Raw genomic sequence first — 21,738 nt, forward strand, 5'->3', positions numbered from 1 at the left:
GGGAATAATTTACCTGAATGATCCTTATAGTTATATGGTATCAACCCACATACCAATTCGTATGTACGAGATGGACGGCGAGGAGATATTCGTTATCGACGGCCACGTTCACCTGTGGGACGCGCGGCAGGAGAACATCATCCACGAGGGGGGCGAGCAGTTCCTTCAGTGCTTCTACGACTACCACACCGGGTTCACGCCGGAGGAGGAGCAGTGGGACATCGACACGTATCGCCACTACGGGGCCGACAGGATGACCGAGGACCTGTTCGGGAACGCGACGGCCGACATGGCGATCTTCCAGCCCACGTACCTCGACGACTTCTACGACGAGGGGTTCAACACGACCGAGCAGAACGCGGAACTCGCCGAGGAGTATCCGGAGCGGTTCGTCCTGAACGGAAGCTTCGATCCGCGGGACGGCGAGGAGGGGTTACGGTACCTCGAACACCTCAAGGAGGAGTACGACATCCCCGGGGTGAAGCTGTACACAGCGGAGTGGCGCGACGACTCGAAGGGGTGGCGTCTCGACAGCGACGACGCCTTCGAGTTCTTGGAGAAGTGCGCCGACCTCGGCATCGAGAACATCAACGCCCACAAGGGGCCGACGATCCGCCCGCTCAACCGCGACGCGTTCGACGTGAAGGACATCGACGACGCCGCCTCCTCGTTCCCGGAACTCAACTTCATCGTCAACCACGTCGGTCTCCCGCGGCTCGACGACTTCTGTTGGATCGCCGCGCAGGAACCGAACGTGTACGGGGGGCTGGCGGTCGCCTCCGCGATGACGACGAACCGCCCGCGGAAGTTCGGCGAGATCATGGGCGAGCTGCTGTACTGGCTCGGCGAGGACCGAGTCCTGTTCGGCTCCGACTACGCCCTGTGGAACCCCGACTGGCTCGTCGATCAGGTGATGAACGCGGAGCTCACCGACGAACAGCGGGACGAGTACGGGGTCGAGCTCGACGTCGAGACGATGAAGAAGGTTATGGGCGAGAACGCCGCGGAGCTGTACGACATCGACATCGAGGCGAAGAAGCGGCAGTTCCGCGACGACGACATCACCGAGCGGTTCGACCTCGGCACTCACTACGGCGGCGACGCGGGGGCCGCGGCGGACTGATGTCGGGGAGCAGCGCGGACCCGACGAGCGGCCGGGGCGGCGACGCGTCGGACGACCTCGCCGGCGACCCCGTCGACCCCGCGGACGACGAGCGAGGCAGATCGGCGGTGAGAGACCGACTCGACCGGGTCGAGGACCCGGAACTCGCCCGCTCGATCGTCGAGCTCGACTACGTCGACGCGATCGACATCGACGGCGACCGGGTCGAGGTCCGGTTCACGCTCCCGACCGCGTGGTGTTCGCCCGCGTTCGCGTGGATGATGGCGACCGACGCCCGCGACGAGGTCGAGGGGCTCGACTGGGTCGACGAGGCGCGGATCGAACTGTGCGACCACATGCACGGCGAGGAGATAACGACCGGCGTTAACGCGCGGGACACCTTCGGCGAGACGTTCCCGGACGCGGACGGCGGGGTGGCGGAGGTGCGCGCGGCCATCGCCGACAAGGCCCGCGTCTCGACGCAACGCGACGCGATACGCGCCCTGCTCGACGCCGGCGTCGACCCGCAGCAGGTCGTCTCGCTCGACCGCGCGGACGTGGCGGTCGCCGGCGACGAGGCACACGTCGACCTCGGGGGCCTCTCGGTCGTCGTCGACGCCGAACCGGTCGCCGACTACCTCGACCGCGTCGAGACGAGCGGCCACGTGACCGCGGGCGACGACACCCTGTTCCTGACGCCGGAGGGCGACTCAATCCCGGCCGAGCGGCTGGACGTGGTCCAGAAACGCTCCCGCCTCGCGAGCGTGAACATGGGCGGCCAGGGCGCAGTGTGCGACGCGCTCCACCGCGCCCGCCACGGCCCCGACGGCCCGGACGGATCTGGGGTATCGTACCTCGGGGAATCGGGCGAGTACGACGGTGACGTCGACGAGTTCACCTCGACGTGGACGCTCGACGCCGACGACTGAGCCGCATTCGACCGGTCGGGCGACTCGGCGTCGGCCCCGGACCTCACCGAACCGGGCCGAGACCGCTCATTCCGCCGCCCGCGTCGCCCGGTCCGTCCTCCTCGGGCTCGCCGTGTCCCTCCTTCTCCAGCCCGTGGCGGCCGCTCGCGGCCCACTCGTCGCGGTCCCAGCCGCACTCGGGGCACTCTCCCTCTCCCCAGTCGAACGGCTCGCCGCAGCCGAGACAGGCGTTATCCGTGTTCATAGGTCACGATACGCACGGGCAGACAAAAGCGTTCACAACAGCTCGTCGAACTCGCCGAGCGGGGGGAACCGAAGAGCCGTCTCCGCGTCGCCGCCGTCGCGGCCCGGATCGACCACCACGGGCGCGAGGCCGGCCGCGTCGTCGACGAGCGGGGAGTCGAGCCCGGCGGTCGCCGCGTCGTTGACCGGGACGCCGGCGGCGAGCCGGGTGAACGCGGGCAACAACAGCACGTCGGCCCCGCGGTACGTCCCGGCACCGCAGAGGAAACAGGGCCGGCGGTCGCCCTCGATCTCGATCGTCGGATGGACGTGGCCGATCACGTACCGGTCGGCCGCGACCGACGGGAGTTCGTGGCCGTGACAGACCGCGGTGGTGCGCGTCTCTTGGCCGTCCGCGTCAGTGTGCGTCTCCGAGCCGTGCGCAGTGGCGCGCGTTCCCGATCCTCCCGCGACCGCCTCCTCGACGACGTACGCCTCCCGGACGGTCCCGTCCCACGCGTCCGCGAGCGCGGCGTCGTGGTTGCCGGCGACGAGTTCGAGGGCCGCCCCCCGGTCCGAACACGCCCCGCGGAGGGCCTCTACGGTCTCGACGGCGCGGTCGGTGACCCGGTCGAACGCGTGGACGACGTCGCCGGCGACGACCGCCGTCGCCGGGTCGAACCGGTCGAGGAGCGCGCCGAACCGGTCGCGGAGGTCGTCGCGCTCGCCGAGCGGGAACGAGACGGCGGACGCCTCGCCGCGGCCGACGTGGAGGTCGGCGACGACGAGCGCGTCGGCCGCGGGAAGGTAGACCGCCCGCTCCGCGAAGGCGACGTCCGGGAACGCGGTTCCGGCCGCGGCGTCGGCGTCCGACCCCGTCACCGGCCGTACCCGGTCGACCGCTCGCGGCGGCGGTCGGCCTCGCGGTCCGCCGGACCGCCGTCGGCGTGCTTGCGGGCGGTCGCGTACGCCTCGCGGACGCGCCGGAACGACTCCTCGTCGCCGCCCTGGTCCGGGTGCGTCTCCTTGACGCGCTCGCGGTAGGCACCCTTCACCGCGTCGACGTCGGCGTCGCGGTCGAGCCCGAGTTCGTCGAAGGCGTCGCCGACGGGGTCGGCCCGCCCGCCGGGGTCGGCCCGCCCGCCGGAACCGCGGGCGGTCGACCGTCCGTCCCCGAACCGGTCGCCGCCGAAGCGCCCGGACGGACCGCGGCCCGCGTCGCTCGACTCGTCGGTCGCCCAGTCGGGCTCGTCGACGTCGAACGGGAGCCGGCGGCCGAGCCCGCGTCCCGGCATCTCGTGTTCGCAGAGGACCGTGTAGACGCCCTCGCCCTCCAGCCGGAAGTAGTCGTGCGCGTCGAAGGTGATGGCGACGCCGCGCTCGGGCAGGTAGAAGGGGATCGAGACGCCGTCGAACGCGTGGTCCTCGTGGAACCGTTCGCCGGCCGCGTTCAGGTACGTCCGGATCTCGCGGCGGCGTCGCTCGTCGCCGGCGGCACCGCGGCCGCCGGTCGCCGCGGCGCGGGGCGGGGCGAACCGGTCGCCGAGGTAGAACGCGAGCGCGACGACCGCGGTGGCGACGACTCCGAGACCGATCCCCCAGAGCACCCACCGCGGCAGCAGTCCGGTGAGGTCGGCGAGCACACCCGCCGTAGCGGCTCCGCGGTAATCAAGCTCCCGACGGCCTCTCGGCTACGAGGCGTCGAGCACTACGTGTCGGCGGTGAGAAGAGTGGCTCCGGCGCGACCGACTCAGATCATTCCCTTCGCTTCCAGCCCGTCGAGGATGTCGTCGACCAGCTCCTCGGCGGTGTCGTAGGGGAACTCCTGTTCGCTGCCGAGCTTCGCCGCCATCTCCATGGCGGTGAAGCTCACGTCGCCGGCCTCGAACTTCGTCCCCGGGCCGTCCGGCAGCGCCGGGACGAGGTCCATCTGGTTCTCGACGGGGAAGTCTGCGCCGCCGAACGCGTCCATGAACTGTTCGCGGAGTTCCGCTCTCACGTCGCTCATACACACGACTTCCCGCGAGCGACCGCAAAAGGGTTGCGGAACAACGGTAAACTAATTGAGCGTTTCAGCGGGAGGCGAAGCCCGACGGCCGTGCCGGATCCTGCGGACCTTTGTCGCTGGCGCGGACAGTGACGGACATGGCACGCGAGTTCGACTTCGAGTTCGACCTGCTCCGAGAGCTGACCGAGGCCCGCGGCGTCCCGGGCTACGAGGACGACGTCCGCGAGGTCGTCCGGCGCGAGTTCGCCGACAGCGTCGACCGCGTCCGGACCGACGCGATGGGCAACGTCGTCGGCACGATAGAGGGCGACGCGGACTACTCGGTGGCCGTGGCAACGCACATGGACGAGATCGGGTTCATGGTCCGGCACGTCACCGACGACGGGTTCGTTCAGGTTGACCCCCTCGGCGGCTTCGACGCCCGCGTGTTGCGCGCACAGCGCGTCACCGTCCACGGCGACGAGGACCTGACGGGCGTCATCGGCTCCGTTCCGCCCCACACGCTCACGGAGGAGCAGCGCAAGAAGGACGACGAGGTAAAAGACGTCTTCATCGACCTCGGGCGCGACGCCGAGGCGGTCGACGACCTCGTGAGCGTCGGCGATCTGGTCACCCTCGACCAGACCACGACCCGGATGGGCGACCGGGTCACGGGCAAGGCGCTCGACGACCGGATCTGCCTGTTCGCGGCCCTGGAAGCCGCGCGCCGGATCGAGGACCCGGACGTGACGATCCACTTCGCGGCGACGGTCCAGGAGGAGGTCGGGCTCCGGGGGGCGAAGGCGCTCGGCGTCGACATCGATCCGGACCTCGCGATCGCCTTGGACGTCACCGTCGCCAACGACGTCCCGCAGGTCGGCGACGCGGCCGACGCCGTCACCGAACTCGGCGAAGGCACCGCGGTGAAGCTGAAGGACTCCTCGGTGATCACCAGCCCGAAGGTCCACCGCCGCCTCACCGACGTGGCCGAGGCCGAGGGGATCGGCCACCAGCACGAGGTGCTGCCCGCGGGCGGCACCGACACCGCGGGGTTCCAGAACACGGCGGGCGCGAAGCCCGTCGGCGCGATATCGATCCCGACCCGGTACCTCCACACCGTCACCGAGACCGCCGACGGCGGCGACGTGGAGGCGACGATCGACCTGCTGACGGCGTTCTTGGAGTCCGAGACGGGCGAGCACGACTACACGCTCTGATCGGGCTCCGGCGTCGTCGCTCCGCGGCGGCCGGGATCAGTCGTCCCCGGGCGCGACCGGCCCCGGATCCCGTCGGGCGCGGTGGGCCGCCCGCGCCTGCCACGCGAAGCCGGTCGTCGCGAACGCGATGAACCCGGCCGCGAGCAGGAACCCCGTCTCGGTCGTCGTGAAGTCCATCGTGCTGCCGACCAGCACCGGACCGACCACCTGCCCGACCTTCCACGACACCGAGCGGAGGCTCATCGCGCTGGCGACGGAGTCGTACGCCTCGCCCTCGCTGACGAACAGCGACATGCTCGCCGGCAGCCGGATCGAGTCGGCGATCCCCAGAAGCGAGTAGGCTCCGAACAGCGCGAAGAAGGCCCCGCCGAGCGTCTGCGAGTCCCCGAGGTAGGAGACGGTGACCGGCGGGACGGTCCCCTCGAAGTACGCCGCGAGGGGGACGGCCGCCGTCCCGACGCCGTACAGCAGCGCGCCCACCGCGACGAACAGGTAGGTGCGCTCGTAGCGGTCGGTGAGGTCGCCGACGAACCCCTGCGTGAGCGCCTTCGTCAGCTTCCCGCCGGCCATGATCCAGCCGATGGCGAACGCGGAGATGCCGAACGTCGTCCGCGCGTAGATGGGGAGGAAGATGATCACCGCCATCTTGCCGACGCTGAACGTGAACCGGAAGAAGACCAGCGCGCGCAGCATCGGCAGGCCGAGCAGCGACCGGAACGTCTCGATCCCGCCGGCGTCCTCGGGGTCCTTCCGGCCGCCGGGGTTGTCGCGGAGGAAGGCGTACACCAGCGCGAACGCGGCGAGCGTGACGAGCGTCAGGACGAGGTACGTCTCCGAGAACCCGTAGGCGTACAGCAGGTAGCCGCCGACGAGGTCGCCGGCGAGCGACGAGAAGGAGGCGAACTGGTTGTACGAGCCGAGCCAGCGCCCCCGCTCGTCGTCCGGGCTGATCTCGCCGATCACGGTCGCGCCCGTGATCCAGAGGACGCTCGCGCCGAGCCCCTGGACCATCCGCACGAGGATGATGTGGACCGAGCTGTCGACCAGGGAGAAGCCGACGAAGACGGCGACGTTGACGAGGAAGCCGCCGAGCAGCCACCGCTTCGCGTTCCCGGTGTCGACCCACCGGCCCAGCGGGAGGACGATGACGAGCTGGACGACGGCGAAGGCGGTGCCGAAGAGCCCCTCGACGAACCCGGTGGTGCCGAACAGGTCCGCGTACAGCGCGAGGGCGATGAGGATCGTCGAGTACGCCTGACTGCGCGCGAACGCGGTCCCGGCGAGCGCCGCGAACTCCCGGTCCCCGAGCAGCCGTACCGAGTTGCCGAACTTCGCCACGGTCGTCTCGGCTCGGCGCTAAGAGCGTCCCGGGAGAAAAGCCCCGCAGATCCGGCGGTCCGCGTGGGGTTATCGTTTCAGACGGACGAACAGATCGCTGGAACGACCGCAGCAAGTGTTTAAAAACGCAAGCGGGGTGACGACGACGATTTATAAACAGAACGCTGCGGCGCGCGCCTCTGAGCGGTCGCCCCCTGGCGACCGCGAGGAGCGGCGCGCGAGGGAGTCGGCGGTCCGAAGCGAAGCGGAGGGCCGCCGACGAGGCTGGGGAGGCGTGAGGTGCTGTGCGGGGCGGGACTCGAAGGGGCAGTCGCGAGGCGGGCGCAGGCGACGTAAGCACCGCAAGGAGTGAGCGAAGCGAACGACTGAGGAGCGCAGCGAGCGTGCGCCCGCCTCGCGACTGGGGCTTCGGGAGTGTTCGTATCGATCGGTGATTTATAAGACCGGCACGCGCACTCCCGGCTCCGCGGCCGAGCGTATCTAGTCGTGCCGGAAGCAGCGCGACCCGGTGAACGCCATCGCCATGTCGCGCTCGTCGGCGGCGGCGATCACGTCCTCGTCGTTGACGGAGCCGCCGGGCTGGATCACGGCCTCGATCCCCGCGTCGGCCGCCTCCTCGATCGCGTCCGGGAACGGGAAGAAGGCGTCCGAGGCCATCACGGCCCCCTCGGCGGACTTGCCCTCCGCGTCCTTCTCGGCCTTCATCGCCGCGAGCGTGACGGCGTCGACCCGCGAGACCTGTCCCATCCCGACGCCGACCGTCTCGGTGCCGGTCGCGAACAGGATGCCGTTCGACTTGACGTGTTTCAGCGTCTGCCACGCGAACAGCATCGTCTCGACCTGCTCGTCGGTCGGCTCGCGCTCGGTGACGACCTCCAGGTCCTCGGCGGTCGGCGACTGCCGGTCGCGCTCCTGAACGAGGCGGCCGCCGACGACCGGCTTCTCCGTGAACCGCTCCGAGAACCGGTCGTCGCCCTCGCCGAGCGGCCCCACGTCGAGCACGCGGAGGTTCTTCTTCTCGCGGAGCACGTCGAGCGCGCTGTCGGTGTAGCCCGGCGCGACGACGACCTCCTTGAACGAGTCGGCGACCGCGGTGGCGGTGTCGGCGTCGCACTCGCGGTTCAGGGCGACGATGCCGCCGAACGCCGACTTCGCGTCCGTCCGCAGCGCGCGGTCGTACGCGTCCGCGAGGTCCTCGCCGACCGCACAGCCCGCGGGGTTGGTGTGTTTGATCACCGCGGCCGCGGGGTCGTCGAACTCTTTCACGAGGTTCAGCGCGGCGTCCGCGTCGTTGTAGTTGTTGTACCCCATGCCCTTCGCGCCGGGGTTCAGCTGGTCGGCGTCGACGACGCTCGCCTCCTCGCAGCCGTCGTCGACGTACAGCGCGGCGTCCTGATGCGGGTTCTCGCCGTACCGGAGCGTGGCGGTCCGCTCCTCGGAGACGAACCGCCGCTCCGGGAAGTCGCCGCCCGCGTCGCCCTCGACCGCGACGTCGACGGGGTTCCCGTCGGCGTCCCGCTCGACGGTCACCCGGTCCTCGGCGAACCACCGGACCGCCCGCGGGTAGGCGGTGAACTCGGCCTCGCGGAGGACGCGCGCCTTCAGCGAGTCGGCGTCGTCGTCCTCGTACACCGGGATCGGCTCCTGCGTGACGACCGGGCCGGCGTCGACCTCCTCGGTGACGACGTGGACCGTACAGCCGGTCGTCCGGACGCCGGCCTCCAGTACCTGCTCGTGGGCGTCCGTGCCGGGGAACGACGGTAAAAGCGAGGGGTGGACGTTCAGCGTCGTCGGGACGGCGTCGAGGAACTCGTCGGTCAGCACCCGCATGTAGCCGTCCAGACAGACCAGGTCGACGTCGTAGTCGGAGAGGCGCTCGACGATCCGCCGCTCGTGCGCCTCGCGCGACTCGCCCTCCTCGCGCTCGACGACCTCGGTCGGGACGCGGCGCTCCGTGGCGGCCTCCAGGACGGGTGCCTGCTCGCGGTTCGTCAGGACGACCGACAGCTCCGCGCCGCCGGGCGCGGCGTCGGCGATGTGTCTGAGGTTCCGTCCCCGGTTGCTCGCGAGTCCGGCGATCTTCATACCTGTGGGTCCGACCGATCGGGTATATCGATTGCGGTCCGCGTCGGGTAGATACGCACGTTTGCGGATCGAGACGGGGGTTCGACGCGATGAGAACGCGAGACGGATCCACGTCCGTGCGTCGCCCCATCGACACGCTTTTGCTGGCTCCGCGGGCAGTCGCGGATATGAGAGACGACGGACGGACGGACGGCGGCGCGGCCGACGACGCCGGCTCGATCCCGGGGCTGTCCCGGTCGGACCCGCTCGCGGCCGTCTCGCCGCTCGACGGACGATACGCCGGCCGGACAGCGCCGCTGTCCCCGTACGCGAGCGAGGCCGGGCTGATGCGCGCCCGGACCCGGGTCGAGGTCGAGTACCTGATCGCGCTCGCCGACCTGGACGCGACGCCGATCGATCTCGACGAGGCGACCGAGGCGGGGCTGCGCGCGGTCTACGAGGAGTTCTCCGCCGAGGACGCGCGCCTGATAAAGCGGCTGGAGACCGAGGGGGCCGCGGGGTACGACGCGACCAACCACGACGTGAAGGCGGTCGAGTACTTCCTCCGCGTCCGGCTCGCGGACCTCGCCGAGGGCGGGGCGGACGGGGACGCCGACGACGAGGGGTCCCCGCCCGACGCCGGCAACTCCCCGCTCGACGACGCGGAGTCGCTGTACCCGTGGATCCACTTCGGGCTGACGAGCGAGGACGTGAACAACCTCGCCCAGCGGCTCCTCGTCAAGCCCGCGGTGAGCGACGTGATCGTCCCCGCGGTGCGCGAGGTGCGCGACGCCCTGGTCGAGTTGGCACACGAGCACCGCGACGCGCCGATGCTGGCGCGCACCCACGGCCAGCCCGCGACGCCGACCACCTTCGGCAAGGAGATGGCGGTGTACGCCGCGCGGCTCGGCCGGGCGCTGGGCCGGGTCGTCGTCGCGAACGGTGACCTCTCCGGGAAGCTCGCGGGCGCGTCCGGCACCTTCGCGGCGCACCGCGCCGCCTACCCCGACGTCGACTGGCGGGGGTTCTCCGAGTCCTTCGTGCGCGGGCTGGACTTGGAACACACCGCGCTCGCGACGCAGGTGAACCCCTGCGACGACCTCGCGGCGCTGTTCGACGGGCTGCGCGGCGTCAACAACGTCCTCCTCGACTTGGACCTCGACGCGTGGCTGTACGTCTCCGACCGCTACCTCGGACAGGAGGCCGTCGAGGGCGAGACCGGGTCGTCGACGATGCCCCACAAGGTGAACCCGATCGACTTCGAGAACAGCGAGGGGAACCTCTCGAAGGCGAACGGCGACCTCACGTTCCTCGCCGACTACGTGACGAACTCGCGGCTCCAGCGCGACCTCTCGGACTCGACCGTCAAGCGCAACGTGGGTGCCGCCCTCGCGCACTGCCTGATCGGCTACTCGAAGGCCGCCGACGGGCTGGGGACGGTCGTCCCGAACGAGGCCGTCATGCGCGAGGAGCTGGACGCGACCCCCGAGGTGATCGGCGAGGCGGTCCAGACGATCCTCCGGCGCGAGGGCGACACCGAGGCGTACGAGCGCGTGAAGGCGCTCTCCCGCGGCCGGTCCGTGACGCTCGACGACTTCCGCGAGCTGTTCGACGACCTCGACGTCGACGACGAGGTCCGCGCGGAGCTGAAGGCGCTCACGCCCGCCGGCTACACCGGCTTCGCCGACGAGCTCGTCGACGACCTCGACGCGTAGCGCGGGCCGGAAGGAGCGAATCGCCACAAGAGGTTTGCCGCTCGGCGCGAGAAACCCGATCGATGCCCTCCGACAACGACGAGACGGAGTACTCCGTCTTCGACGACGACGAGCTGATCGAAAACGACAGGAACGGCGACGGCGCGCCCCCCGACAGCAACGCCGCGGGTTCCGCCGCCGACGGCCGCGGTGCCCGGACGGACGACCGCGCCGCCTCGCTGGGCGGCGACGGCGAGGACGGCTGTCCGAAGTGCGGCGGCACGGCGACCGAGACCGACGAGATCGCCACCAGCGGCACGGGACTCACCAAGATGTTCGACGTACAGAACCGCAGTTTCCTCGTGGTCTCCTGTGCCGAGTGCGGCTACTCGGAGCTGTACAAGGGCCAGTCGTCCGGGAACGCGATCGACTTCTTCCTCGGATAGCGGACCCGAGGCGTCGCCTCCGGGTCAGCCGCCCCGCGTCGCCGGTAAGCGACCAATTTTTGTCGGAGAGCGAACCAGTCTCGGTATGGTCTCCCTCCGACCGCTCGCGGCCCTCCCCGTCGTCGGCGTCCTCGCCGACGGCCGCACGTATCGCCACCTGCTGTACCTGCTGATCGCGATGCCGATCGGCTTCGTCCACTCGGGCGTGCTCTCGTTCGGCGGCACCCTCGGACTCGTCCTCGCGCCGGTGCTCGTCGGGGTGGTGTTCCTGCTCGTCACGCTCGTCGCCGTCCGGTTGTTCGCCGGGTTCGAGCGGTGGCTCGCCGACGCGCTGCTCGGGACCGACCTCGCGAAGCCGGACGACCTCGGGGACGCCGACGGCGTCCTCGGCGGCGCGAGGAAGTTCGTTGACGCGGCCTCGACGTGGCGGGGGCTCGGGTTCCTCATGGCGAAGTTCTGGGTCGCCCTGTTCGGGGTCGTCCCGCTGCTCCTGCTCGCCCGCGGGATCCCGCTCGTCACCGCGCCGCTCCGGTACCCCCTCGTCGTCCAGTTCGGCGAGGTGAACGGGGAGCCGGCGACGTGGGCGATCGACGCGCTGCCGGAGGCGCTGGCGGCGGTCCCGCTGGGCGTCGCCGCCGTCCTCGTCGCCTGCCACCTCGCCAACGTCGCGGGGTACGCCGCCCGCCGGATGGCGCTCGCCCTGCTCGACGGCCCGACGCGAGCCGATTCCGCTCCCGAGAGCGGGGGCGTGACGGTGGAAAGCGGGGAGAGCGAGGCGGGGGCGGACTGACCTCGCGACCGCGGCCGATCCCCCGGAGCGCTTATTCGCCTCCGACCGTCAGGACCGGCATGGCACCGACGCTCGTGACCGCGGCCGCGGGGGCGCTCCTCGCGGCCGCGCTGCTGGGGGACGCGTTCGACCGGCGCGCGGTCGCGGTCGTCGTCGCGGCCGCGCTCCTCCCGAGCCTCGACGCGGTCGCGAGCCTCGCCGTCCCGGGCGCGACGAACGCCCTCCTCCACGCCGTCTGGCTCCCGCTGTTCGCGGGCGGGCTGCTGTACTGGGACACGACCCTGCGCGAGGCGTCCGCCCTCCGCGAGCGCGGCGGGTGGCGCGCGGTGCGGACCGCGTGGGTCGCGCTCGCCGCGTTCGCCGTCGCGGGGACCGGTTCGGCGCTGTTCGCCGGCGATGGCGCGGCCCTCCTCTACCCGCTGGAGGACGCCCGCTACGTCCTCCGGGGCCGGCTCGTGTTCTCGACGCGGGACGGGCTCGTCCAGACGTTCCTGACGCTCGGCGCGGAGGGACCGGGGGTCCTCCCGTTCGAGCGCGTCGGCGGGGCGACGGCGGACCCGGTCGCCTCGTGGGTCAACCCCGACGGCCGGCCCGGCCTCGACCCGGGAGCCGACCGGGAGTTCCGGGTCGTGGAGAACGGGTGGCAGCTGGTCGTCGTCGCCGCGGCGGCCGCGACCCTCGCGGTCCGGGCCTACTCGGGGCGGCCGGGGGTGCGTCGCTGAATGCCGTCGACGATCGTCCACGCCGGCTTCGCGCTGCTGCTCGCGGCCGCGCTGCTCGACGACCGACCGCTCGACCGTCGGGCACTCGCGGTCCTGCTCGTCGTCGTCGTGCTCCCCGAGGCGGACAGCTTCCTCGGGTTCGTCATGGCCGGCGCGCACCGCACGGTCGGACACACCTTCGTGATCCCGGCGGTCGCCGCGCTGGCGCTGTTCTACGACACCCGCGTCCGGGAGTCGTCCGCGCTCCGCGAGCGGCTCTCGGACCGGTGGATCGCGGTCGCGTGGGTCGCGCTCTTCGTCCACGTCTTCGCGCACGTCGCGCTCGACTGGACGCACCTCGACGGCGTGAACGCGTTCTGGCCGCTCCGCGACCGGTTCTTCCACCTCGACGGGGAGATCCTCTACTCGACGGCGGACGGGTTCGTCCAGACGTTCGTCGACGTTCGGATCGACCCCGAGACGGGGACGCGGACCGTCGACGCGGGCGGCGGCGGCACCAGCGAGTCCGTCCACGTCAACAACCCCGTCGAGCCGCGCGACCCCGACCTCGACGTCGAGGAGCCGGTCGACCGGCGGTTCCCGGTCGCGAACGCCGGCTGGCGGCTCTACCTGATCGGGCTGGGGCTGTTCGCGCTCGGCGCGCGGCGGCTTCAGGGAGACGGCGCACCGACCGCGGAGTGACGGAGCGTCGGGGCTTGACGACGGGAATAAGAGGAGGTTGGCGGTGGGGCCCAACATGGTATGACCGCAGGGTAAACCCCTCCGAGGGCGTAGGATCGGGTGATGTCCACCCAACCGGACCCGGACCTGTCGGACGCGGACGAGCCGCTCGCCGGGGAGTCGATCGCGGTCGTCGGTGCCGGCTTCGGCGGGCTCTCGGCGGCCGCCTACCTCGCCGACGCGGGGGCGGACGTGACGATCTTCGAGCGGAACGAACACCCCGGCGGGTACGCCGGCCGGATCGAGCGCGACGGGTTCCGGATCGACACCGGGCCGTCGTGGTACCTCATGCCGGAAGTGTTCGACCGGTTCTTCGAGTCGTTCGGGCGGTCGACGGACGAGTACTACGACCTGATCGAACTGGACCCGCTGTACGACGTGGTCTGGAAGGACGGCGACAGCGCGTCGATGCCGGCCGACCGCGAGGGGCAGAAGGCGCTGTTCGAGTCGTACGAGTCGGGCGCGGGCGAGGTGTTGGACGACTACCTCGCGGACGCCGCGGAGGCGTACGAACTGGGCATGGACCGGTTCGTCTACCCCAGCCGGTCGCGCTTGCGGGACATGGTCGACGCCGACGTGTTCCGGTCGGGCCGCGCGCTCCCGAAGCTCCGCGAGATGGACGAGTACGTCGGCGGCTACTTCGACAGCGAGAAGCTCCGACAGATCGCGGAGTACAAGCTGGTGTTCCTCGGCGGCTCGCCGTACAACACGCCCGCGATCTACACGCTGATGAGCCACGTCGACATGAACCTCGGCGTCTACCACCCGACCGGCGGGATCGCGAGCGTCGTCGACGCGATGGCGGACCTCGCGCGCGAACTCGGCGTCGAGATCCGGACGAACGAGCCGGTGACCGCGATCGAGCCGTCGGTCCCCGCGTCGACGCCGACGTTCACCGTGGAGACGGAGCGGGCCGGCGACGGGAGTTCGGAAGCCGGCGACGCCACGGGGTCGCGCGGCGGCCGGTTCGACCGCGTCGTGGCGAACGCGCCGCCGCCGCACGTCGAGCGCGATCTCCTCCCGGCCGGAACCGTCGACCGCGAGTCGTACTGGGAGTCGCGGACGTACGCCCCCTCGGCGTACCTCTCGTACATCGGGGTCGAGGGCGACGTGGACTTGGAACACCACACGCTGGTGTTCCCGACCGACTGGCGGCCCCACTTCGAGGACATCTTCGACGAGCCGGGGTGGCCCGAGGACCCCGCCTACTACGTCCACGTCCCCTCGAAGACGGACCCGGAGGCGGCCCCTGACGGCCACGAGGCCGTCTTCCTGCTCGTCCCGCTCGCGGCCGGACTGGAGGACGACCCGGAGACCCGCGAGCGGTTCCGGGAACTGGTGTTCGACGACCTGGCCGAGCACGCCGGCGTCGACTTCCGCGACCGGATCGTCTTCGAGGAGACCGCGTGCGTCTCCGACTTCCGGCAGCGGTTCAACGCCCCGCGCGGGACCGCGCTGGCGCTGTCGCACACGCTCGAACAGACCGGCCCGCTCCGCCCCGCGCACCGCGCGCCCGGCGTGGACGGCCTCTACTACGTCGGGGCGTACACCAACCCCGGTATCGGGATGCCGATGTGCCTGCTCAGCGGCGAACACGCCGCCGAGGCGGTCGTCGAGGACGCGACCGGGAGCGGCGTACTGCCGTCGGTCGTGCCCACGTCGACGCTGCGGTGACGGGTCGGTGAGAGGCCGGTTTCGGGGCAGTCGGTTCTCGGAACGGCCGCCGCGTCAGCCGGATTCCGCTTCCGACCGGTCGATCGGTTCCGGCTCCTGTGCGGCGACCCAGTGTGTGACCGTGCCCGCGTCCCCGGACAGCGGCCGCAGCGAGACGCGGTTCGCGAACGGGGTGCCGTCCCGGCGTCGGTTCTCGAGTTCGACGGTGACGGTCGACCACGTCGACAGCGCCTCGCGGAAGTCCGCGCGGGCGTCGGGGTCGGGGTCTGGCCCCTGGAACAGCCGCGGGTTCCGCCCCCGAAGTTCGTCGAGCGCGTAGCCGGTCCGCTCGCGGAACCAGCGGTTGACGTAGACGATGGGGGTGTCGCGGTACGCCGGGCCGGTGAGCGTGAGTCCGAGCGGGAGGTCGTCGAACGCCCGGACGCGGTCGACGAGGAGCGCCTCGCGCTCCGACCGGTCGTCGGGGTGATCGGATCGCGACGGGGGCGACGCGAGGTCGAGTCCGCGGTCGTCGACCAGCGCGGAGAACCGGGACCGGAAGGCCCCGCGGTCGGCGTCTATCGCCGCGAGGACGTCGCGTCGAAGCGTCACGTGCGGACTCGGGAACGGAGCGACAAACCGGTGTCGCTCCCGGAGCGCGTCGGGCGTCCGCGTTCGGTCGGTGACGTGACCGGCGGCTGAAACGAATGTTATCCGTGTCCGTCTCCGAGGGGCAGACGACAGATGCGCCGCACCACCGCCGTCCTCGCGCTCGTCGTGCTCGTCGCGCTCGCCGGCTGCGGCGGGTTGGGGAGCGACGCCGCCGGACCGGGAGCGGCCGGAGCGCCGTCGCCGTCGATCGAGTCCGTCTCCGCGCCGGAGTCGCTCGGCCACGACGAGCGCGGGACCGTGGAGGCGACCGTGCGGTGGGAGGGACTCGCGGCCGACGGGGACGGGTCCGAGAGCGGAGACGGGTCGGAAGAGGACGGATCGGCGGGCGAGGGGGGTTCAAACGCGACCCTCGATCCGGTCCGGATCACGGTCCGAGTCGGGGACCGGACGCTGCGCGACGAGAACCGGTCCGTTCCGGCGAACGGCTCGATGACGGTGACGGCCGGGGTCGACGCCGCGACGCTCGACCCGGGCGAGTACGAGATCGGAGTGACGGTCGGTGAGGCGAGCGCGACCCGCCGGATCGCGATCGAGGAGGCGCGGGCGGCGACGTTCGCCGTCTCCGAGATCGAGACTCCGGAGGAGGTGGCGTACGGCGAGGACCTGACCGTCGCGGCGACCGTGACCAACGTCGGCGACCTCGCGGGCAACCAGACCGTCGGGATCCGGTACGGGAACGGGGGGACCGCGAACCGGACGGTCGCGCTCGACGGCGGCGCGGAAACGCGGCTGTCGGTCACGTTCGCGGACGTGCGGCTGGACGGGGGGTCGCACCCGGTGGTCGTCGCGACCGCGAACCGGACGCGGGAGCGGAGCGTCACCCTGACCCACCCGAGTCCGTACGGGAAGACGACGCTCCGGCTCCACGTCGACGACGACGCGGTCGACCGGAACGTCTCCGGGGTCGTCGCGGCCGCGACGGGGTACTGGGAGCGCACCGACGAGCGCTACCTCGGCTACCCGGTCGCCTACGAGCGCGTGAGCGACGAGGACCGGGCCGATATCGTCTTGCGGTTCGACCGCGTGGAGCGGTGCGGCGTGGAGGACGGCGACGCGCGGTACTTCGGCTGCGCGGACCTCCTCGAAGACGAGCCGCGGACGCCGATGACCGCGACCGTCGAGCCGAACATCTCGGACGCGGAGATGAACGCGACGATCATCCACGAACTCGGCCACGTTCAGGGGCTCGAACACGGCGAGGAGCCCGCCGACCTGATGGCCCCGACCAGCAACCTCACGACCCACCGCCCGGTGACGGTCCACCTCCGCGCCGAGAGCGGCGACGTCCCGCGACGCGTCGAGGACGAGGTGGCCGAGGCGCTCGACTACTTCGCGTCGCGCGACATCGTCGGGGACGACGACTTCAGGTGGGAGTTCGTCGACGGCGCGCGGGAGGCGCACGTCCAGGTCACCTACGACGACCGCGGCGACGTCTGCTTCGCCGACGGCGGCGGGTCCTGTACGGTCGACGGCGAGTACTACGGGCAAGAGGACGTGCGACTGGAAGAGTTAGACGACGAGGTCGTCGCGTGGCACGTCGGCGCGTCGTTCGCGCCGGTGCTGTTGGAGGAGGTCCCGCCGGAACTGACGGGCGAGGCGGACCGGCGGGAGCGGGAGGAGTGGCCGGCGTAGGGCCGGTCGGCGGAGCGGTCATCGGGACAGTGTCCACGAGCGAGCGGTCACAGAGGCTAGCGTACTACTCGCGACGTTGCTCGCGGCGTAAAAACATGGACTCGCGGGGGTCCCGCGAGCGAACGAAGTGAGCGAGTGGGACCACGCGAGGGAATGACTGAGGGAACGGAGTGACCGAAGGAATGGACTCGCGGGGAGAGGCACTCCTCGGCGAGACCGCGTGACTCGATGGGATTCTGGGTGTGGTTCATAGGTCCTGAATGAGTTCTCGGCGGAGCCGCATCTTCTCGCGCTCAGACCGCTCATCGTAGTGCTGCTCGATGACCTCGCGCGAACTGTTCATCCGGTCGCTGACGACCTCTTCCGGCGTGCCGTCGCGGAGGTGCTTCGTGATCGCACCACGCCGAACGCCGTGCGGAGATCTCGACGAAGGGCACTGACTCAGCGACTCACGCTTTCGGTACTCGCACGTCTTCGGGTCCTCGTCGTGGGGACACTCGCCCCAGCGGCACGGCTGGGTCCACTTGTAGACCGTCAGCCGGATCGGAGAGTCCGACAATCGCCCCTGAGCGCTCGCGAACAGCGGTCGACGGCCGTTCTCGTCCGTCACCTCCGGTCGGTTGTGTTCGATGTAGTCCTTGAGGACGCCGACGTGGTACTCGCCCAGCGCGATCGAGCGCTCCGCGGCGAGACCGTTCTTCAACGGCGTCCCTTCATCGGGCCGGTGCCGGACATCGAGACAACGCTCGTCGGCGTCGAAGTCGTCGACATCGAAGGCGCGGAGGGTCCCGAGCCGGATTCCCGTATGCCACAGCAGCGCGAGAATCGCGTGTTCGCGAGAGGCGTACCGGAACTTCTCCAGGTACTCCAGCATCTCCTCCGCGTTCGCCTCTTCGAGCTTCTCGTCGCGGGAGATCTCCTCTGACTCCAACTTCGGGACGCGAACGCGCTCGCGAAGACCGGCCTCGACCGCGTCGATGCTGGCACAGAACTCCAAGAACACGCGAAGCGTCGCGAGGTTCCCCTTCAGCGTCGCCTTCGAGATCGGCTCGTAGTCGTCTCCCTCGCCGCCCTGTCTCCAGACGCGGTACTCGTGGATCGTCCGACCCGTGACGTCGGTCATGTCGTCGATGTCCTGCTCGTTACAGAACGCGATCCAGGAGTCGAGCCGGTAGCGGTGGTTCTCTAGACTCTTCTCCGACAGCTCCATCTCCCGGTCCGCGAGGTAGAGGCGGACGGCCTCGCGCGGCGTGATCGGCTGTAGCTCGCTCACCGGCCACCTCCGAGCGCGCGTATCGCCTCGCGCAGTCGCTCCACGTCAGCGCCGTTTGCGAGCTCAACGAGCCGCCGGACCAGCATGTCGGCCTCGCTCGGATGATCCGGCTCGGGCCACGGCGTCCCCCGGACCTCGGTCCAGAGCGTGTACATCGCAGCTTTCCCGAGCTCCACTTCGAGCGGGCCGTCGGCGGTGATCAGCGTCAGGACGTAGCCGTCGGCGGCCATCGCGGGTCCGTACGTTACCCCCGTTCCCACGCGGTCCGCCTTGACGACTCGATGCTCGACACCGCGCTCACTCATCGAGCATCGCCTCCTTCGCCTCGTTCACGCGGCGGAACTCCTCGCGATCGCCGCCGTTGTCCGGGTGCGTCTCGGCCTGCCGAGCTCTCGCGGCGGCCTTCACCACGTCCTCGGGTGCGTCCGGCTGGATTTGGAGCACCTCGTGCGGCTCCTTCTTCTCGCCGCCGGCGACGATGACATCGTCGTCACCGCTTGGGAGTGCCTGCGTGCTCATCTCCGTCTCGACGGTCGCGACGCCGTACCGCTCGATCGCGCGCTTCGCGTCGAGGTACTTCGCGATCGCTCGGGCGTTGTCCCGGAGGTTGTTCCACCGGTCACAGGGGACCGCGAACCGCTGCCCGTCGCGGTCGAAGTAGACCACGACGCCGGGATCGTCCGGGTCGCGGTCCTTGTACGGCTGGTGGGGTTTCTTCGTCGTGTGCGGAGCCGCCGTTTTCACTTCGACGTTGACGGCGTCCATCTTCTCCAGCTCTTCGAGGATGCTGTCGAACGCGGTCCGGCGGTCGACCTCGAAGCCGCCGTGGTAGCGTCGGCGCTCCGACTCTGGCGTCCGGTCGAAGCCAGCAGGCCAGTCAAGCCCGCTCACGCCGCGACACCTCCCGAACGCTCTTGTCGATGCTCTCCGACAGTCGGCGCATGTCGGAGTCCCTGCCCGAGACGTGTGCGAGTTGTGGGAAGTCGATCGACGGCCAACATCGAGAGTGGATTCTCGATCCCGAGTGGCGGATGTACCTCAACGACGAACGCGATCTCGGATGGTTCCCAACCACACCCGTCGTCATCTGCTGTTCCAGCTGCTGGAACGACCTCGATGACATCGAAAACTCGCTCTCGGAGCGGCGAGCCTATGGAAGCGACGCCGACACCAAAGCGAAAGAAGCGGAACTCAAGGAGGAACTCGACAGCCTCGCTCTCGACTCCATCGTCGACCAAGGTTCCCTCTAGCTCAGGCAGCAAACCGACTCACCTCCGGATGAGCGAGACGAATCATGAGGTCGCCCGTCGGCGAGATGGAAGCCGCATTGATCACGAGCCCGTGGTCCCGGAGGACTGAACCGATCTCTATCGTCCCCGTAGTCGGGTAATCGCCGTCGAGACGAACAGACAAAGCGCCGACTCGCTCGTTAGGCTCTCTCCTCATCTCGACATCAAGGACGGCCTCGATGTCTTTCAGGTCCGAGACAATCGCGTCCACGTCGTGATGGGCGCACATATCGACTGCCGGGGGCTCGCCGATCTCCTCCGGACGGTCGAACTCGCCGGTTTCACAGTCCAACTGGTCGAATGTCGTCACTGAGTTCGTCGAAGCACCGCAGTCGACACACTCGAACTTCGAGAGAACGGAGGTCCCGGTCTCGACCGCAATCTGACGGCAGGTGTGGCCAGCCACCTCGATCGTCTGCTCATCCTGATCGACGACCTCCGGCATCACTCGTCACCCCCGTCGTCGCTGACTTTCAGGTGTGCGTTCGCGAAGTCGCGAAGCTGACGGAGGCGCTCCTCGTCAGTGAACTTCAGGTAGAGGATCTCGTCTTCCGTGAACGACGAGCCGATGTCGAAGACGACGCTCTCATCACTCCCGTGAATCCGCACCTTCGCGGGCTCGTCGGCGTTGACCTCGGGGAGATCGTCTCCCGAGTCACACCGGCGGAGCGCCTTTTCGACGGAGAGGCCGGAACGGTAGAGGTTGAGCTGTGCGTTGACCTCTTCGAGAGTCGCGGACACCACCGCGTCATCGGTCGCATCGGCGTCGAGGCAGACGTCGACCAGATCGTCGACGAGAACCTGATCCGGCGTCACCTCCCCATCATCGTCTTCGTCCTCGGCCATCTCCAGCTGCGCCGCGAGGCGCTCGGCGTGGTCGTTCTCCCCCATCACGCACCCCCGTCGACGGCCGCGGTCAGGTGGTCACGACGCTGCGCGAGCAGCTCGAAGCCTCGCGAGGTGACGCGGTAAGAGTTCGTCCGGTCGTCGATCTTCTTCTCGTCCTTGCCGATGAGGCCCTCGTCGGCCAGCTCGTCGAGGTTCGGGTACAGCCGACCGTGGTTGATCTCTTCGCCGTAGATGTCCTGAAGGCCTTCCTTGATCGCGAGTCCCTTCACGTTCGTCTTCGACTGCTCCAGCCGCGCGCAGACGGTCAGCAGGTCGATCTGGAACGCACTCAGGTCGGTGTGGTGTAGCGTGCTGTTCGTCTCGGACGTGTCGCTGGTCGTGGTACTCATTGGATTAGGGTCGGGGTCGCACTCTCGGTCTCGGAGTCGATCGCGTCGACGAGCTCCCGCGCCGGGATACCGCTCACGTCGACGCCGCAGGGAGCGAGCGTCACCGCGCCGCCGGCGCGCGCCTCGACCTCGTGGGTCGAGAGCGGGCGACCGCAGCCGGGACACGCGTCGCTCGCGCTGGTCAGAATCAGTCCGCCTCGGGTCGTGCCGGGAGTTTCAAGTTCCCCGGACAGGTTCTCGATCATGGCTTACGTGCCTCACTCACGGAAGCCCACGCGGACCCGAGCCCTAACTCGGAGTCCGCATTCGTTTTGCGAAGGGACCCACCGCCGAGCGACGGGTCCGCGAGAGTGCTTCCGTACCAACACGTTCCGAAGGGTGGGAATTTAATTGTTAGGTTGTAGAACCTAACCATTACACTATATGGCCTATCAGAAGATTGGAACGATGGTTAATAAGCCGGTTCAGACACCTTTCTGGGCCGAATGCGCCCGCGTCCTCCGTGGATGACACTGAGCGATTCGATCGTGCTGGAGTTTCTCGCGAAGCACGATCTCGAACTTCCACCGAAGGCGCTCTCGGTAAATCTGAACCGACACGGGCACGATATTGGGTACTCGACGGTCCAGCTCCGCCTCTCGAACCTCGAAGAGAACGGGTACGTCGAGAAGAGCGACACCGGCTACTACGAGATCTCGGAGAAAGGCCGGAGGTGGCTGAACCACGAACTCGACGAGGATGACATCTAAC

Annotated in this window: 26 protein-coding genes; 12 read left to right on the plus strand and 14 right to left on the minus strand. The window is 69.7% G+C overall.

Annotated features, from left to right (window positions below):
* Nucleotides 1-61: 61 nt before the first annotated feature.
* Both C472_RS05390 and C472_RS05395 read left to right on the plus strand, forming a co-directional pair.
* The gene (locus C472_RS05390; protein WP_006628793.1) at nucleotides 62-1,123 is read left to right on the plus strand and encodes an amidohydrolase family protein; all 1,062 of its coding nucleotides are present in this window, start codon (nucleotides 62-64) and stop codon (nucleotides 1,121-1,123) included.
* Nucleotides 1,123-2,031, plus strand: coding sequence for a metal-sulfur cluster assembly factor (locus C472_RS05395; protein ID WP_006628794.1), 909 nt, complete (start codon nucleotides 1,123-1,125; stop codon nucleotides 2,029-2,031). The genes C472_RS05390 and C472_RS05395 overlap by 1 nt, the downstream gene beginning before the upstream one ends.
* A 43-nt stretch (nucleotides 2,032-2,074) precedes the next feature.
* On the opposite strand, the gene C472_RS05400 is transcribed toward C472_RS05395, so the two are convergent.
* From C472_RS05400 to C472_RS05415, 4 genes are all read right to left on the minus strand, one after another.
* On the minus strand, nucleotides 2,075-2,275 hold the full coding sequence (locus tag C472_RS05400; protein WP_006628795.1) for a hypothetical protein: 201 nt from the start codon (nucleotides 2,273-2,275) through the stop codon (nucleotides 2,075-2,077).
* 32 nt (nucleotides 2,276-2,307) lie between these two features.
* Entirely contained in the window at nucleotides 2,308-3,135 is an 828-nt protein-coding gene (locus C472_RS05405) for a metallophosphoesterase (RefSeq protein ID WP_006628796.1), read from the minus strand.
* The gene (locus C472_RS05410) at nucleotides 3,132-3,896 is read right to left on the minus strand and encodes a J domain-containing protein (RefSeq protein ID WP_006628797.1); all 765 of its coding nucleotides are present in this window, start codon (nucleotides 3,894-3,896) and stop codon (nucleotides 3,132-3,134) included. The genes C472_RS05405 and C472_RS05410 overlap by 4 nt, the downstream gene beginning before the upstream one ends.
* A gap of 107 nt (nucleotides 3,897-4,003) precedes the next feature.
* Nucleotides 4,004-4,261 (minus strand): MTH865 family protein, encoded by a 258-nt coding sequence (locus tag C472_RS05415; protein ID WP_006628798.1) that lies wholly within the window; start codon nucleotides 4,259-4,261, stop codon nucleotides 4,004-4,006.
* 137 nt (nucleotides 4,262-4,398) lie between these two features.
* Between C472_RS05415 and C472_RS05420 the strand changes: the two genes are divergently transcribed.
* Entirely contained in the window at nucleotides 4,399-5,457 is a 1,059-nt protein-coding gene (locus tag C472_RS05420; protein ID WP_006628799.1) for a M42 family metallopeptidase, read from the plus strand.
* Nucleotides 5,458-5,493: 36 nt separating this feature from the next.
* On the opposite strand, the gene C472_RS05425 is transcribed toward C472_RS05420, so the two are convergent.
* Together C472_RS05425 and purH are read right to left on the minus strand one after the other, a co-directional pair.
* Nucleotides 5,494-6,795: an MFS transporter gene (locus C472_RS05425; protein ID WP_006628800.1), complete on the minus strand. Its 1,302-nt coding sequence runs from the start codon at nucleotides 6,793-6,795 to the stop codon at nucleotides 5,494-5,496.
* 480 nt (nucleotides 6,796-7,275) lie between these two features.
* Complete coding sequence (purH, locus tag C472_RS05430) at nucleotides 7,276-8,880, minus strand: bifunctional phosphoribosylaminoimidazolecarboxamide formyltransferase/IMP cyclohydrolase (RefSeq protein WP_006628801.1); 1,605 nt, start codon at nucleotides 8,878-8,880, stop codon at nucleotides 7,276-7,278.
* 167 nt (nucleotides 8,881-9,047) lie between these two features.
* On the opposite strand from purH, the gene purB reads away from it, so the two are divergent.
* From purB to C472_RS05460, 6 genes are all read left to right on the plus strand, one after another.
* Nucleotides 9,048-10,574 carry an adenylosuccinate lyase gene (gene purB / locus C472_RS05435; RefSeq protein ID WP_006628802.1) on the plus strand — a complete coding sequence of 509 codons (1,527 nt, stop codon included), beginning with the start codon at nucleotides 9,048-9,050 and terminating at the stop codon, nucleotides 10,572-10,574.
* A gap of 62 nt (nucleotides 10,575-10,636) precedes the next feature.
* Nucleotides 10,637-10,999 carry a zinc ribbon domain-containing protein gene (locus C472_RS05440; RefSeq protein ID WP_006628803.1) on the plus strand — a complete coding sequence of 121 codons (363 nt, stop codon included), beginning with the start codon at nucleotides 10,637-10,639 and terminating at the stop codon, nucleotides 10,997-10,999.
* 85 nt (nucleotides 11,000-11,084) lie between these two features.
* Nucleotides 11,085-11,789 (plus strand): sensor domain-containing protein, encoded by a 705-nt coding sequence (locus C472_RS05445; RefSeq protein WP_006628804.1) that lies wholly within the window; start codon nucleotides 11,085-11,087, stop codon nucleotides 11,787-11,789.
* 59 nt (nucleotides 11,790-11,848) lie between these two features.
* Entirely contained in the window at nucleotides 11,849-12,511 is a 663-nt protein-coding gene (locus C472_RS05450) for a hypothetical protein (RefSeq protein ID WP_006628805.1), read from the plus strand.
* The gene (locus tag C472_RS05455) at nucleotides 12,512-13,192 is read left to right on the plus strand and encodes a metal-dependent hydrolase (protein ID WP_006628806.1); all 681 of its coding nucleotides are present in this window, start codon (nucleotides 12,512-12,514) and stop codon (nucleotides 13,190-13,192) included. It abuts the gene before it with no gap.
* A 102-nt stretch (nucleotides 13,193-13,294) separates the two neighbouring features.
* On the plus strand, nucleotides 13,295-14,905 hold the full coding sequence (locus tag C472_RS05460) for a phytoene desaturase family protein (RefSeq protein WP_006628807.1): 1,611 nt from the start codon (nucleotides 13,295-13,297) through the stop codon (nucleotides 14,903-14,905).
* A 54-nt stretch (nucleotides 14,906-14,959) separates the two neighbouring features.
* Here the strand turns inward: C472_RS05460 and C472_RS05465 are convergent, their stop codons facing one another.
* Nucleotides 14,960-15,496, minus strand: a complete 537-nt coding sequence (locus C472_RS05465) for a PAS domain-containing protein (protein WP_006628808.1) — start codon at nucleotides 15,494-15,496, stop codon at nucleotides 14,960-14,962.
* A gap of 132 nt (nucleotides 15,497-15,628) precedes the next feature.
* Between C472_RS05465 and C472_RS05470 the strand changes: the two genes are divergently transcribed.
* The gene (locus C472_RS05470) at nucleotides 15,629-17,188 is read left to right on the plus strand and encodes a matrixin family metalloprotease (RefSeq protein WP_006628809.1); all 1,560 of its coding nucleotides are present in this window, start codon (nucleotides 15,629-15,631) and stop codon (nucleotides 17,186-17,188) included.
* Between the two features lie 247 nt (nucleotides 17,189-17,435).
* On the opposite strand, the gene C472_RS05475 is transcribed toward C472_RS05470, so the two are convergent.
* Genes C472_RS05475 through C472_RS05485 form a run of 3 tightly spaced genes read right to left on the minus strand, consistent with a single transcriptional unit; the run spans nucleotide 17,436 to nucleotide 19,352 of the window.
* A complete protein-coding gene (locus C472_RS05475; protein ID WP_006628810.1) occupies nucleotides 17,436-18,461 on the minus strand; it encodes a tyrosine-type recombinase/integrase in 1,026 nt (341 codons plus the stop codon).
* Nucleotides 18,458-18,766: a hypothetical protein gene (locus C472_RS05480; protein WP_049906350.1), complete on the minus strand. Its 309-nt coding sequence runs from the start codon at nucleotides 18,764-18,766 to the stop codon at nucleotides 18,458-18,460. Before C472_RS05480 ends, C472_RS05475 begins: the two co-directional genes overlap by 4 nt.
* Nucleotides 18,759-19,352: a J domain-containing protein gene (locus C472_RS05485; protein ID WP_006628812.1), complete on the minus strand. Its 594-nt coding sequence runs from the start codon at nucleotides 19,350-19,352 to the stop codon at nucleotides 18,759-18,761. The genes C472_RS05480 and C472_RS05485 overlap by 8 nt, the downstream gene beginning before the upstream one ends.
* A 50-nt stretch (nucleotides 19,353-19,402) precedes the next feature.
* Here C472_RS05485 and C472_RS05490 point away from each other — a divergent pair, with 50 nt between their 5' ends.
* Nucleotides 19,403-19,711: a hypothetical protein gene (locus C472_RS05490; RefSeq protein ID WP_006628813.1), complete on the plus strand. Its 309-nt coding sequence runs from the start codon at nucleotides 19,403-19,405 to the stop codon at nucleotides 19,709-19,711.
* 1 nt (nucleotide 19,712) lies between these two features.
* Here C472_RS05490 and C472_RS05495 read toward each other — a convergent pair whose 3' ends face one another.
* The 4 genes from C472_RS05495 to C472_RS05510 are packed head-to-tail and all read right to left on the minus strand — an operon-like array spanning nucleotide 19,713 to nucleotide 21,233.
* Nucleotides 19,713-20,195: a hypothetical protein gene (locus tag C472_RS05495; RefSeq protein WP_006628814.1), complete on the minus strand. Its 483-nt coding sequence runs from the start codon at nucleotides 20,193-20,195 to the stop codon at nucleotides 19,713-19,715.
* The gene (locus tag C472_RS05500) at nucleotides 20,195-20,641 is read right to left on the minus strand and encodes a hypothetical protein (RefSeq protein WP_006628815.1); all 447 of its coding nucleotides are present in this window, start codon (nucleotides 20,639-20,641) and stop codon (nucleotides 20,195-20,197) included. The genes C472_RS05495 and C472_RS05500 overlap by 1 nt, the downstream gene beginning before the upstream one ends.
* Nucleotides 20,641-20,988, minus strand: coding sequence for a helix-turn-helix transcriptional regulator (locus C472_RS05505; RefSeq protein WP_006628816.1), 348 nt, complete (start codon nucleotides 20,986-20,988; stop codon nucleotides 20,641-20,643). The genes C472_RS05500 and C472_RS05505 overlap by 1 nt, the downstream gene beginning before the upstream one ends.
* Nucleotides 20,985-21,233, minus strand: coding sequence for a hypothetical protein (locus C472_RS05510; protein ID WP_006628817.1), 249 nt, complete (start codon nucleotides 21,231-21,233; stop codon nucleotides 20,985-20,987). The genes C472_RS05505 and C472_RS05510 overlap by 4 nt, the downstream gene beginning before the upstream one ends.
* A gap of 261 nt (nucleotides 21,234-21,494) precedes the next feature.
* Between C472_RS05510 and C472_RS05515 the strand changes: the two genes are divergently transcribed.
* The gene (locus tag C472_RS05515) at nucleotides 21,495-21,737 is read left to right on the plus strand and encodes a winged-helix domain-containing protein (protein WP_006628818.1); all 243 of its coding nucleotides are present in this window, start codon (nucleotides 21,495-21,497) and stop codon (nucleotides 21,735-21,737) included.
* Nucleotide 21,738: the final 1 nt, after the last annotated feature.

Origin of the sequence: Halorubrum tebenquichense DSM 14210 (genome assembly GCF_000337415.1) — an archaeon.
In the GTDB taxonomy this organism is placed as follows: domain Archaea; phylum Halobacteriota; class Halobacteria; order Halobacteriales; family Haloferacaceae; genus Halorubrum; species Halorubrum tebenquichense.

Coding starts and splice junctions, on each gene's coding strand:
- C472_RS05390 (WP_006628793.1), top strand. CDS start 62: ATGTACGAGATGGACGGCGAGGAGATATTCGTTATCGACGGCCACGTT.
- C472_RS05395 (WP_006628794.1), top strand. CDS start 1,123: ATGTCGGGGAGCAGCGCGGACCCGACGAGCGGCCGGGGCGGCGACGCG.
- C472_RS05400 (WP_006628795.1), bottom strand. CDS start 2,275: ATGAACACGGATAACGCCTGTCTCGGCTGCGGCGAGCCGTTCGACTGG.
- C472_RS05415 (WP_006628798.1), bottom strand. CDS start 4,261: ATGAGCGACGTGAGAGCGGAACTCCGCGAACAGTTCATGGACGCGTTC.
- C472_RS05420 (WP_006628799.1), top strand. CDS start 4,399: ATGGCACGCGAGTTCGACTTCGAGTTCGACCTGCTCCGAGAGCTGACC.
- purH (WP_006628801.1), bottom strand. CDS start 8,880: ATGAAGATCGCCGGACTCGCGAGCAACCGGGGACGGAACCTCAGACAC.
- purB (WP_006628802.1), top strand. CDS start 9,048: ATGAGAGACGACGGACGGACGGACGGCGGCGCGGCCGACGACGCCGGC.
- C472_RS05440 (WP_006628803.1), top strand. CDS start 10,637: ATGCCCTCCGACAACGACGAGACGGAGTACTCCGTCTTCGACGACGAC.
- C472_RS05445 (WP_006628804.1), top strand. CDS start 11,085: ATGGTCTCCCTCCGACCGCTCGCGGCCCTCCCCGTCGTCGGCGTCCTC.
- C472_RS05450 (WP_006628805.1), top strand. CDS start 11,849: ATGGCACCGACGCTCGTGACCGCGGCCGCGGGGGCGCTCCTCGCGGCC.
- C472_RS05455 (WP_006628806.1), top strand. CDS start 12,512: ATGCCGTCGACGATCGTCCACGCCGGCTTCGCGCTGCTGCTCGCGGCC.
- C472_RS05460 (WP_006628807.1), top strand. CDS start 13,295: ATGTCCACCCAACCGGACCCGGACCTGTCGGACGCGGACGAGCCGCTC.
- C472_RS05470 (WP_006628809.1), top strand. CDS start 15,629: ATGCGCCGCACCACCGCCGTCCTCGCGCTCGTCGTGCTCGTCGCGCTC.
- C472_RS05480 (WP_049906350.1), bottom strand. CDS start 18,766: ATGAGTGAGCGCGGTGTCGAGCATCGAGTCGTCAAGGCGGACCGCGTG.
- C472_RS05490 (WP_006628813.1), top strand. CDS start 19,403: ATGTCGGAGTCCCTGCCCGAGACGTGTGCGAGTTGTGGGAAGTCGATC.
- C472_RS05495 (WP_006628814.1), bottom strand. CDS start 20,195: ATGCCGGAGGTCGTCGATCAGGATGAGCAGACGATCGAGGTGGCTGGC.
- C472_RS05500 (WP_006628815.1), bottom strand. CDS start 20,641: ATGGGGGAGAACGACCACGCCGAGCGCCTCGCGGCGCAGCTGGAGATG.
- C472_RS05505 (WP_006628816.1), bottom strand. CDS start 20,988: ATGAGTACCACGACCAGCGACACGTCCGAGACGAACAGCACGCTACAC.
- C472_RS05510 (WP_006628817.1), bottom strand. CDS start 21,233: ATGATCGAGAACCTGTCCGGGGAACTTGAAACTCCCGGCACGACCCGA.
- C472_RS05515 (WP_006628818.1), top strand. CDS start 21,495: ATGACACTGAGCGATTCGATCGTGCTGGAGTTTCTCGCGAAGCACGAT.